A 10,630-nucleotide genomic window follows, 5' to 3' on the forward strand; every position below is an offset into this window, starting at 1 on the left:
GCATCGTTGAACTCATTGTATATCGCATCTTAGATTAGTCTGTACCGACATAGCAGGCACTTCCATAACTGCCACGGCGCCGATCTCTCTGTCACAATATGAACCCCGCACCGGCCGTCGGTGCCGTACCCGTCGCCGTGCCGTCACCGACGACGCCGATGCCGTTGCCGCCGACCGAGATCGGGACGCTGACGACCGGGGTCAGCTGCGTGCCGGAGCCCACACCGTCCGAACCCGACGTCGTACCACCGGCCGACGGGGCCGGAGACCCCGCACCGGCCGTCGGTGCCGTACCCGTCGCCGTGCCGTCACCGACGACGCCGATGCCGTTGCCGCCGACCGAGATCGGGACGCTGACGACCGGGGTCACCTGCGTGCCGGAGCCCACACCGTCTGAACCCGACGTCGTACCACCCGCAGACGGGGCCGAGGACCCCGCACCGGACGTCGGCGCCGTGCCGGTCGCCGTGCCGTCACCGAGCAGCCCGATGCCGTTGCCACCGATCGTCACCGGAACCGAGACCACCGGCGAGACCTGCGTCCCCGAGGCCACACCGTCCGAACCCGACGTCGTCCCACCGGTCGACGAGGCCGAGGACCCCGCACCGGCGTCGGTCGCGGGCGGCGTCGACGTGGCGCCGGCGTCACCTGCGACGGCGACCGCGTTGCCCGTCGCCGTCACCGGAGCGGTCACGGCACCGACCACCTGCGTCCCGGAGGCGACGGCGTCCGTGCCGGACGTCGCAGGAGCAGGAGCAGGAGCTGCAGCCGGAGCAGCAGGAGCAGCGGCCGGAGCCGTCGCCGCGGCGTCGCCGGCCACGGCGACCGCGTTGCCCGTCGCCTGGACGGGAGCGGTCACGACGGGCGCGACCTGCGTCCCCGAGGCGACGCCGCCCGCACCGGACGTCACCGGTGCGGCGGACGCGGCCGGAGCCGGGGCAGGAGCGGGGGCAGCCGCCGGAGCAGCGGTCCCGGACACGGCGTCTCCGAGGACCCCCAGGGCGTTCCCGGTGACGGACACCGGCACGCTGACGGCCGGAGCCACCTGGGTGCCGGACAGGATGCCGTCCGCACCGGAGGTGGTCGCGGCGTTCGCGGCCGCTGCCCCTCCGAGTGTCAGGCCTCCGACGAAGAGGGTGAACCACAGCCCTCTCGAGACGTACTTGTTCATGGTCGTTCCTCACTGATCGAGATCTGGTCCGACCGCGATGGCGGTCGGGTGGTGCGTGCCTGCCGTGACGGACAGGCGCACCGACCTCAGTCAGGAGCGACGTCGTGGTCGCCGACGACCGACGCGGGGACCACGTCGTCGGCGAGGGCGCCGCGCGACCCCGCGGCGAGGGAGAACCGGACCACGGCGGTGCCGTCGACGCCGACGGGCGCAGCGCCCGCCGAGCCGGAGTACGACCCGCCGGCGGTGCCGGAGGCTCCGGGGCCGACCGGGAGGCCGTGGTGGCCGTCACCGTCCGCCGGCACGAGCAGGGCACGCCCGCCGAAGGTCGCCGCGGAGCCGGTGACGGGGCTCGCGGCCGGTGCCGCGACGACGGTCGCCACGCCGCCCGTCCGCTCGGCGGTCGCTCGTTCCTGCGAGGCTGCCGGGTGCGCCTCGGAGGAGGCGGCGCGCGGCAGCGCGACGTCGCCGGCTGCCGGACCGGTCGGTCCGGCAGGAGCTGCCACGGGCGGTGTCACCTGGCCGCCCACCGGGGTCGGGGCGACGTCGGGGACGCCGGTCGCGCCTCCCGGCAGGACGGGCGAGGGCGATCCGGGCAGGACCGGCGGCAGCGTCCCGGGCAGGACCGGCCCGACCGGGACGGGCAGGACCGCCTCGACGGGCGGGAGCACCTGCTCGACCGTGCCGGGGAGGTCGCCGACGGTGCCGCCGACACCGCCGACCACGTCGTCGACGAGGTCCGTCACCGGGGCGGTGACGGTACCGACCGTGTCGTCGCCGAGCAGGTCGCCGGTCACCGGCAGGGCGCCGACGACCTCGTCGACGGTCGCGACGACGCCGCTGACGGGCCGTTCGTCGGTGATCCCGCGGACGGCGTCGGTGACGGGACGGACCACGCCGGTGACGGCGTCGGTGAGCGGCCGGGAGGCACTGCCCCCGCCCGTCGCGCCGGTCCCCGTCGCGGGGACGGCCGGCTGCGTCGCGGTCGGCGCGTGGTCGACGGCGGGTGCCGGCGCGGGGACGGTCGGCGTGGCGTGCACGGGGGCCGGACGGACCGGGACGGTGTGCGACGGAGCCGGTGCTGCGGCTGGTGCGGGTGCTGGTGCGCTCGGAGCGTGGACCGCGACCGGCGGTGCGGCCGGTGCCGAGGCAGCCGGTGCCGGAGCTGGAGCGGGTGCCGGTGGTGCGACGACCCCGCGGACCGGTGCCACGGCCGACCCGAGGGTCGTCCCGACGCCGTCGGCCGCGCCCTGCACGGTGCCGCCGACGTCCTGCACGAGCCCGCCCACGAGCCCGCGGTGCTGGGCCGGGCCCTCCGCGGCGGACGCGGGACGGGCACCGAAGAGCAGCGACAGCAGCACGAGCGCAGCGGCGACCCCGACGCCGACGACGGCGGTCCGGAGCAGCGCGCGCCAGGGGTCGCGCAACGGCTGGTCCATGCGCTCACCTCCTGATCTCGGCTGCGCACGTAGAGTGGTTGACCGGCACTGTACGCCGAACCCCACCGGACCGCACCCGGTCTCGGGAGGAACTCTCAGGAAAGGCCGGACGTGGTCTCGATCTTCAACGCCCCGACACGCAACCTCGACATCGTGACGCTGCACGAGATCCTCCGCCTGCGGCAGGACGTCTTCGTCGTCGAGCAGGAGTGCGCGTACGCGGACATCGACGGCCGCGACCTCGAGCCGGGCACGCTGCAGTTCTGGGCCGGTCAGGGCTCGGTCGACGCCACCCTGCGACTCCTGCGCGAGGAGGACGGCACCGAGCGCATCGGTCGCGTCGCCACCGCACGGCACGCCCGGTCGCAGGGCCTCGGCGCGCAGCTCATGGAGGCCGCGATCGCCGAGTCGCGCTCCGGGTCGATCGCGATCAACGCGCAGGCGCACCTCGAGCAGTGGTACGCCCGGTTCGGCTTCGTCCGGTCCGGCGACGACTTCCTCGAGGACGCCATCCCGCACGTGCCGATGACCCGCACGCGCTAGACGACCGGACGTGCGCGGGCGGCGCTCAGGCCCGCCAGCGCCGGAGCTCGTCGAACGACCGTCCTTGGTGCGCGCGGTCGGCGACGAGCCGTTCGAAGACGATGTTCGTCTGCGTCGTCGCGACGGCCGGGTCGCCGCTCAGCTCGTCGGCGACGAAGTCCCGCAGCTGCTCGGTCGACGTGCACGCGATGTGCACGAGGAAGTCCTTGTCGCCCGCCAGGAACGACACGTCCTGCACCACGGGGACCCGCAGCAGGCGCTTCGCGAAGTCACGCAGCTCGTGTCGCGCGGCCGCGTGCACCCGCACGGACACCATGGCCTCGATCGCGAAGCCGAGCTTCGCTACGTCGACGTCCGCCCGGTACCCGCGGATGAGCCCGGCGTCCTCGAGCGCCCGGACCCGCGTCAGGCACGTGGAGGGCGCGACCCCGACGGCCGCCGCCAGGCGGTTGTTCGGCATGCGGGCGTCGGCCGCGAGCGTCCAGAGGATGCGCTCGTCGACCTCGTCGAGGCGCGGCGCGGCGGGGCGTGGCACGGTATCAGGGCGGCGGACGGGACGATCGGACACGTCCCGACGGTACCGCGGGACGTGGCTGCGCGGGACGCCGCTCCCGCTACATCGCCAGCGTCATGCCGATCACCGCGACGGTCATGGCGAACACCTCGCCGCTCCGGACGGCGCGACGGTCCTCGCGTCCCCACTCGTGGCGCAGCAGCCACCCGCTGAACGCGCAGTACCCGACCACCCCGGCCCCGAGCACCGCCGAGAGCGCGATCCCGTGCCCGGCGTGACCGTCGGTCAGCCCGGTGGCGTGCCCCATCAGGAGCATGCCCGCCATCACGACCGACGACAGCGCCCGGTGGACGTCCATCGGCTCGGCACGGCGCCCGTCCGCGCGTCGGCGACGCACGACCGGCAGCGGAGCCAGCAGGAGGAGCACCGCGGCGGCCAGCAGGGTCCAGGACGCCCCGGCGTCCACGACGGGCATGAGCATCGCCACGAGCATCACCGTGGCGGGGACGATGACGCCGGGACGGGGACGGTAGCGGTCACCGACGATGCAGCACACCGAGGCGAACTGCGGCACGACGAGCATCGCGTCGGCGACGGTCTCGTGCACGGTGGTCCCGCTCGGTCAGTCCTGGGCGCGAGCGGCGGCCTTGTCGGCTCGCTGCTGCTTCACGCGGGCGTTCTCGCTGTGCACCTCGGCCTGGGTGGCGCGCTCGCGGACGAGCCACTCGGGCATCTCCTGCAGCAGCGCCTTGATCTCCGCGGTCGTCAGCGGCTCGTCGACCCCGGCGCGGGTGAGGCCCGAGATGGAGATGCCGAGCTTCTGCGCGACGACGGGACGGGGGTGCGGTCCCTCGCGGCGGAGCTCCTCGAGCCATGCCGGCGGCTCGGTGCGGAGCTCGTCGAAGGCCGTCCGCGTGACGGGGCCCTCGCGGAACGACTCCGGAGCGGCCGCCAGCAGGATGCCGAGCTTCTTCGCAGCCGTCTCGGCCTTCATCGTCTGTTCCTGCGCCATGGGTACCAGGGTACGGCCCCTACACTCGGTTGCATGACCGCGGCCCTCACCATCGCCTTCGTCCCGGGGGTCTCCCCCGCGAAGTGGGTCCGGGTCTGGCGGGACCGCTTCCCGGACACCACCCTCGGCCTGCTCCCGATCGGTCCCGACGAGGTCGACGAGGCCCTGACCGGGGAGGCCGACATGGCCTTCGCGCGGATGCCCGTCGGCGCGCACCTCAACAGCATCCCGCTCTGGACCGAGACCGCGGTCGTCGCGATGCCGAAGGACTCCCCCCTCGCCGACGCCGACACGGTCACCGAGGCCGACCTGGCAACGGTGCACGTCGTCGACGCCGGCCCCGTCCCCGCGGACGTCCCCGCCGCACTCGACCTGGTCGAGGCGAACGTCGGCGTCGTGGTGCTCCCCCAGTCGCTCTTCCGCGCCGCGAGCCGCAAGGACCTGGTCGCCCGCCCGCTGGAGGGCTCGGCCGGCACACGGGTCGCGCTGGTCTGGCGGGACACCGACGCCTCCGACACGACGGAGGAGTTCATCGGCGTGGTGCGCGGGCGGACCGCGAACAGCTCGCGGGCAGCCCAGGACCGGCCGGGAGGCCCGTCCCGCGCCGACGACGACGGTGCACGCGGGCAGCGGGCCGGTTCCGGCAGCGGTGCCCGCCGCGCGACCGGCGCCGGTGGCAAGGCGACCGCGAAGCAGGCCTCCGGTGGCAAGGCCGGCGGCAAGGGCGCGCGCAAGCCCCGCGGCTCCGGCCGTCCCGGCACGCAGCGACTCGGCAACGGCAAGCCGAAGCGCGGCTCAAAGGGCAACCGGTGACCGGCACTCGGCTCGTCCCGATGCCGGCGGAGCGGGTCCCCGCCTGGCTCGACCGGACGATGACCGAGCACGTCGCCTCGCGGATGCGGTCCGGCGAGAGCCGCACGCGGGCCGAGGCCAACGCGCAGGGGTCCCGCGACCGCTGGTTCCCGGGTGGCGCTCCCCTGCCGGACCACTTCGTCTGGGACGTGCTCGACGACGACGACGCGGTCGTCGGGTACCTGTGGATCGGCCCGTTCTCGGCGGAGGCCGCCACGGAGTGGTGGGTGTTCGACGTCGAGATCGACGCCGCCCACCGCCGGAACGGACACGCCCGACGTGCGCTCGAGGCCGGACAGCAGGTCGCCCGCGAGCACGGCGCGACGAGCATCGGGCTCAACGTGTTCGGCTACAACACCGGCGCGCAGGACCTGTACGAGCAGCTCGGGTACCGCGTCACCTCGACGCAGATGCAGCTGCCGCTGACCTGATCGCGCGAGGCACCCGGACCGGCTCCGGGCACCCCGACCGCCTCCGGGCATCCGGGCCGCGTCAGTGCCAGACGCCGGACGTGCCCCGCCGGTGACTGCCGACGAGGTGCGTGTCGACGATCCCCAGCGCCTCCATGAGCGCGTGCATCGTCGTCGGCCCCACGAAGGCGAACCCCCGCGCGCGGAGTGCCTTCGAGAGCGCCGTCGACGCGTCGCTCGTGGTCGGCACCTCGGCGGCCGTGCGGGGTGCGGGTGTGGCGTCGGGCCGGAACGACCACACGAGGTCGGCCAGACCACCGTCCGCGCGGAGCGCCACCGTCGCCGCAGCGTTCGTGATCGTCGCGCGGATCTTCGCCCGGTTCCGGACGATGCCGGCGTCGCCCAGCAGGCGCTCGACGTCGTGCTCGTCGAACCGCGCCACGACGTCCGGGTCGAAGTCGGCGAAGGCCGCGCGGAACGCCGGGCGCTTCGCGAGGATCGTGCGCCAGGACAGGCCGGACTGGAACGCCTCGAGGGAGAGCCGTTCGAACACGCCCCGTTCGTCGTGGACGGGCATGCCCCACTCGGTGTCGTAGTAGTCGCGGAGCATCGGGTCGGCCGCCGCCCAGACGGGGCGCGCGAGTCCGTCGGGCCCGGTCACCAGGTCGGACGGGGCGGTCGCGGGGTCGGTGCTCACCGCTCCATCCTGGCGGTGACCGCCGACGCGGCGCTACTCGTCCTCCGTGCCGCCCTGGCCCGCCGCTCCGCCCATCGCCTGCTGGTCCATCCAGACGTACTCCCACCGGTGGCCGTCCGGGTCGGTGAAGCTGCGCTGGTACATGACGCCGAGGTCGACCTCCGGCCGGTCCTCGTCCCCGCCGTTCATCACGGCCGCGTCGACGATGCGGTGCACCTCGTCCTTCGACGCGGCGCTCAGCGAGTTGATGACCTCGATCGTGCCCGGGTCGGCGATGGCCTTGTCGGTGAACTCCTGGAACTTCGCATGGGTGAGGAGCATCACGTACACCGTGTCGCTCACGACCATGCACGCGGCGGTCTCGTCGGTGAACTCGGGGTTCGTCGCGTAGCCGAGCGCCTCGTAGAAGGCGACGGCCCGGTCGAGGTCGGCAACGGGCAGGTTGATGAACACCATCTGGTCCACGGTGGTTCCCTTCGTCACCACCAACCTGGCCCTGCAGTGCCCGGTGTGCAACTGTTCGGGCTCGCTCGGGGACTGGAATGTCGTACGCTACCGGGATGCTCCACGCGTTCGTCGACGAGTCGGAACCGGGCGGCGGCCTCGATCACACCACCTACGTCCTCGCCGCCGTCCTCCTGCTGCACGAAGCGCTCGACGATGCTCGCCGTGACGTCGAGACGGCCCGACCGCCGCGGATGCGCAAGTTGCACTGGTACGAGGCCCTCACCACGCAGCGGATCTCGTGGCTCGACCTCCTCCGCCACGCCGTGGAGGTCCTGGTCATCCGGTACGACGGCGCTCCCGCCCATCCCGAGCGACGACGGCGTCGGTGCCTCGAGCGGCTCGTCCACGAACTCGACGTCCGCGGGGTCACCGAACTGGTCCTCGAATCGCGCGGCCCGCAGCTGGATCGGAACGATCGGAAGGTGTTCGATGCGTTCCGCACCCGTGGTCTCGGTCGCTCGGTCCGTCACGGACATCGCCGAGGGATCGACGAACCCCTCCTGGCGCTCGCGGACGTCGTCTGCGGCGCGCACGCGACCGGCACGACGGGCACCGGACACGACTTCCGGGAGATCACCGTCAGCTGAGGCCTGCAAGCCGAGCGTGCCAGCGGGGCGAACGAAGCCGGACAGCGCAGACCCCCGGACAGCGCAGATCCCCGGGCCCCGCGCTGGCTGCAGGTAATCCGGGGATCACTTCCGACGGAGAACACTCCGCCGACATGTCAATGCTACTGACGGTCAGCCGCGGCCGTCAACCCACACCGCGGCGGACGTGAGGCGCGCTGCGGACCCGCACCGCGCCTCCCGTCCGACCTGCTGTCAGGCGGGGTCGCGCCCCTCGCCGGCGGCGCGCTGGTCGGCCTCGGCCTCGGCCTGGCCGATGATGTCCTCCGCCGGTACCGGGTTCAGCCGGTCCCAGAGGAAGAACAGCAGGCCGCCGACGAGCAGCGACAGTCCCACCCACAGGTTGATGTGGATGCCGCCGGTCTTCTGCGGGTCGGTGTCCCAGTGGACGATGCCGACGATGGTGGTGATGACGCCGTAGAGCACGAACAGGCCGCCGAGGATGCGTCGCAGGTCGAGTCGTCGGGTGGAGCGGACGAGGGCTGCCTGCTCCTCGGTCAGCGCGGTGGTGTTCTCACGCACGGTGGTTCTCCTTCGGGTCCGGGCCTAGAGGAACGGCAGGTAGAGGGCGACGCACAGCACCAGGGCGACGGTGCCGAGCAGGGCGGGCGAGCGGTACCAGGCGGTGTCGGTCGCGACGGCCCCGGCGGTCATGTCGATCTTGCCGACGCCGTAGACCAGACCGCCGAGCTCCGACACGTCCTTCGGCTTCGTCGCGAGCGAGACGAGGACCCCGACGACGAGCACCGTGACGAACGAGATGATCGCGCCGTACATGGTCTCCGCGGTCGCGGTGGAGAACAGCTTCGGGTTCACCAGGTACGCGACCCACGTGATGGTCGGCGTCACGATGCCGAGCACGTAACCCCAGAGCGCGCCCTGCGTGGTCATCCGCTTCCAGAGCAGGCCGAGGATGAAGACGCCGAAGAGCGGTGCGTTGAAGAACGAGAACAGCGTCTGCATGTAGGTCATGATGTTGCCGGCCTGTGCGGCGAGGAACGCCGTGCCGATGCCGATCACCACGCCGACGACGGTGACCCAGCGGCCGGTCGTCAGGTAGTGCACGTCGGGCATGTTCGGCTTGATGTAGCGCTGCCAGATGTCGTACGTGAAGACGGTGTTGAACGAGGACACGTTCGCCGCCATGCCCGCCATGAACGAGGCGAGGAGGCCCGTCACGGCGATGCCGAGCACACCGGTCGGCAGGTACATCTGGATGAGCTTCGGGATCGCGTCGTTGTAGGTCAGCTCCCCCGAGGCGAACTGGTTGCCGACGACCGCCGCGGCGATGAGGCCGGGGATGACGACGATGAACGGGATGAACAGCTTCGGGATCGCGGCGATGAGCGGCGTCCGTCGGGCGGCGGACATGTTCTTCGCCGAGAACGCCCGCTGCACCTCGGTGAAGTTCGTCGTCCAGTAGCCGAAGGACAGCACGAACCCGAGGCCGAGCACGATGGCGAGCCAGTTCGCGCCGATCGGGTTCGTGACGTCGCCGATGCCGGTGCCGGCCCAGGTCTGCAGGTGCTGCACGCCCTGCGTCTCCTTGATCGCCTCGGTGAGGCCGCCCCAGCCGCCGACGCGGTGCAGGCCGACGATCGTCAGCGGCACGAGGCCCGCGATGATCACGAAGAACTGCATGACCTCGTTGTAGATCGCGCTCGAGAGCCCGCCGAGGGTGATGTAGGCGAGCACGAAGGCCGCCGACACGAGGATGGCGAGCCACTCCGGCCAGCCGAGCATCGCCTCGATGACGATCGCCATGGCGTAGAGGTTGATGCCCGCGATGAGGACGTTCGACACCGCGAACGCGATCGCGTTCACCAGGTGCGGCGCCTTGCCGAAGCGGCGGAGCATGAACTCCGGCACCGAGCGCACCTTCGACCCGTAGTAGAACGGCATCATCACGAGGCCGAGGAACACCATCGCCGGCACGGCGCCGATGAGGTAGTAGTGCAGCGTCGCCATGCCGATCTGCGCGCCGTTGGCGGCCATGCCCAGGATCTCGGTCGCGCCGAGGTTCGCGGACACGAACGCCAGGCCCGTGATCCAGGCGGGCATCGACCTGCCGGACAGGAAGAAGTCCATGCTCGTGCGCACCTGGCGCCTGGCCGTGAACCCGATGCCGATGACCACCGCGAAGTACACGATGATCATCAGGTAGTCGACCCAGCCCAGTTCGAGCCGGATCCCGTTGGTCGCCGCAGCGAGAACCATGCGATCTCCACATCAGTGTGTTGCAGTCGGCAACTGCGCCGACCCGGACGGAGACGTTACACGCGGTGTGACCGTTCACACACCTCGACCGTCGTCCGCCGTCCCGCGTCCGGCGCGCTCGGTAGGCTCTCCCCCATGAGCGAGCCGGCCACCGACACCACGACACGCCCGCGGCGGATCCTCGTCCTGAACGGGCCGAACCTCGACGTCCTCGGGCGGCGCGATCCCGCGCAGTACGGCACCGTGACGCTCGCCGAGCTCGAGGCGATCGTGCACACCGAGGCGGCGGTGCACGAGCTCGAGGCCGACTTCCGCCAGACCAACCGCGAGGGCGAGCTCGTCGAGTGGCTGCACGAGGCGCTCGACCACTTCGCCGGCGTCGTGATCAACCCGGCGGCCTACGCCCACACCTCGGTGGCGCTGCACGACGCGGTCGAGGCCCTCGACGTCCCCGTCGTCGAGGTGCACCTGTCGAACACGTGGAAGCGCGAGCCGTTCCGGCACGTCGACCACGTGGCGACGGCCGCGACGGCCGTGATCGTCGGCGCGGGTGCCGACGGCTACCGCCTGGCGGTCGCGCACGTGGCGTCGCTCGTCAGCACGGACGCGCAGCCGGAGTGAGCCGCGCCGGACGGCCCGCAC

14 protein-coding genes are annotated in these 10,630 nt (G+C 72.4%); 5 read left to right on the forward strand and 9 right to left on the reverse strand.

The window, feature by feature from the left end; genetic code table 11:
• Window positions 1-91: 91 nt before the first annotated feature.
• Both H7A69_RS16340 and H7A69_RS16345 read right to left on the reverse strand, forming a co-directional pair.
• Complete coding sequence (locus H7A69_RS16340) at window positions 92-1,171, reverse strand: hypothetical protein (RefSeq protein ID WP_182048015.1); 1,080 nt, start codon at window positions 1,169-1,171, stop codon at window positions 92-94.
• 86 nt (window positions 1,172-1,257) lie between these two features.
• Complete coding sequence (locus H7A69_RS16345; protein ID WP_182048016.1) at window positions 1,258-2,610, reverse strand: hypothetical protein; 1,353 nt, start codon at window positions 2,608-2,610, stop codon at window positions 1,258-1,260.
• 111 nt (window positions 2,611-2,721) lie between these two features.
• Between H7A69_RS16345 and H7A69_RS16350 the strand changes: the two genes are divergently transcribed.
• The gene (locus tag H7A69_RS16350) at window positions 2,722-3,153 is read left to right on the forward strand and encodes a GNAT family N-acetyltransferase (RefSeq protein WP_182048017.1); all 432 of its coding nucleotides are present in this window, start codon (window positions 2,722-2,724) and stop codon (window positions 3,151-3,153) included.
• Window positions 3,154-3,178: 25 nt separating this feature from the next.
• Here the strand turns inward: H7A69_RS16350 and H7A69_RS16355 are convergent, their stop codons facing one another.
• Genes H7A69_RS16355 through H7A69_RS16365 form a run of 3 tightly spaced genes read right to left on the reverse strand, consistent with a single transcriptional unit; the run spans window position 3,179 to window position 4,679 of the window.
• On the reverse strand, window positions 3,179-3,721 hold the full coding sequence (locus H7A69_RS16355) for an Lrp/AsnC family transcriptional regulator (RefSeq protein ID WP_182048018.1): 543 nt from the start codon (window positions 3,719-3,721) through the stop codon (window positions 3,179-3,181).
• A 46-nt stretch (window positions 3,722-3,767) separates the two neighbouring features.
• On the reverse strand, window positions 3,768-4,274 hold the full coding sequence (locus tag H7A69_RS16360; RefSeq protein ID WP_182048019.1) for a hypothetical protein: 507 nt from the start codon (window positions 4,272-4,274) through the stop codon (window positions 3,768-3,770).
• 15 nt (window positions 4,275-4,289) lie between these two features.
• The gene (locus H7A69_RS16365) at window positions 4,290-4,679 is read right to left on the reverse strand and encodes a DUF5997 family protein (protein ID WP_182048020.1); all 390 of its coding nucleotides are present in this window, start codon (window positions 4,677-4,679) and stop codon (window positions 4,290-4,292) included.
• A 33-nt stretch (window positions 4,680-4,712) separates the two neighbouring features.
• Between H7A69_RS16365 and H7A69_RS16370 the strand changes: the two genes are divergently transcribed.
• Together H7A69_RS16370 and H7A69_RS16375 are read left to right on the forward strand one after the other, a co-directional pair.
• The gene (locus H7A69_RS16370; RefSeq protein ID WP_182048021.1) at window positions 4,713-5,492 is read left to right on the forward strand and encodes a LysR family transcriptional regulator substrate-binding protein; all 780 of its coding nucleotides are present in this window, start codon (window positions 4,713-4,715) and stop codon (window positions 5,490-5,492) included.
• Complete coding sequence (locus H7A69_RS16375) at window positions 5,489-5,962, forward strand: GNAT family N-acetyltransferase (RefSeq protein WP_182048022.1); 474 nt, start codon at window positions 5,489-5,491, stop codon at window positions 5,960-5,962. Before H7A69_RS16370 ends, H7A69_RS16375 begins: the two co-directional genes overlap by 4 nt.
• Before the next feature lie 61 nt (window positions 5,963-6,023).
• On the opposite strand, the gene H7A69_RS16380 is transcribed toward H7A69_RS16375, so the two are convergent.
• Window positions 6,024-6,638: a DNA-3-methyladenine glycosylase I gene (locus H7A69_RS16380; RefSeq protein WP_182048023.1), complete on the reverse strand. Its 615-nt coding sequence runs from the start codon at window positions 6,636-6,638 to the stop codon at window positions 6,024-6,026.
• Window positions 6,639-6,671: 33 nt separating this feature from the next.
• Complete coding sequence (locus H7A69_RS16385; protein ID WP_259346278.1) at window positions 6,672-7,121, reverse strand: VOC family protein; 450 nt, start codon at window positions 7,119-7,121, stop codon at window positions 6,672-6,674.
• Window positions 7,122-7,198: 77 nt separating this feature from the next.
• On the opposite strand from H7A69_RS16385, the gene H7A69_RS16390 reads away from it, so the two are divergent.
• Window positions 7,199-7,732, forward strand: a complete 534-nt coding sequence (locus tag H7A69_RS16390) for a hypothetical protein (RefSeq protein WP_182048024.1) — start codon at window positions 7,199-7,201, stop codon at window positions 7,730-7,732.
• A 234-nt stretch (window positions 7,733-7,966) separates the two neighbouring features.
• Here H7A69_RS16390 and H7A69_RS16395 read toward each other — a convergent pair whose 3' ends face one another.
• Window positions 7,967-8,293 carry a hypothetical protein gene (locus H7A69_RS16395; protein WP_069712085.1) on the reverse strand — a complete coding sequence of 109 codons (327 nt, stop codon included), beginning with the start codon at window positions 8,291-8,293 and terminating at the stop codon, window positions 7,967-7,969.
• Window positions 8,294-8,317: 24 nt separating this feature from the next.
• Window positions 8,318-9,988: a sodium:solute symporter family protein gene (locus H7A69_RS16400; RefSeq protein ID WP_182048025.1), complete on the reverse strand. Its 1,671-nt coding sequence runs from the start codon at window positions 9,986-9,988 to the stop codon at window positions 8,318-8,320.
• A 135-nt stretch (window positions 9,989-10,123) separates the two neighbouring features.
• Between H7A69_RS16400 and aroQ the strand changes: the two genes are divergently transcribed.
• The gene (gene aroQ, locus H7A69_RS16405; RefSeq protein WP_069712083.1) at window positions 10,124-10,609 is read left to right on the forward strand and encodes a type II 3-dehydroquinate dehydratase; all 486 of its coding nucleotides are present in this window, start codon (window positions 10,124-10,126) and stop codon (window positions 10,607-10,609) included.
• The last annotated feature ends 21 nt before the right edge of the window (window positions 10,610-10,630 follow it).

Source organism: Curtobacterium sp. ME26 (assembly GCF_903970945.1).
GTDB lineage: Bacteria > Actinomycetota > Actinomycetes > Actinomycetales > Microbacteriaceae > Curtobacterium > Curtobacterium citri.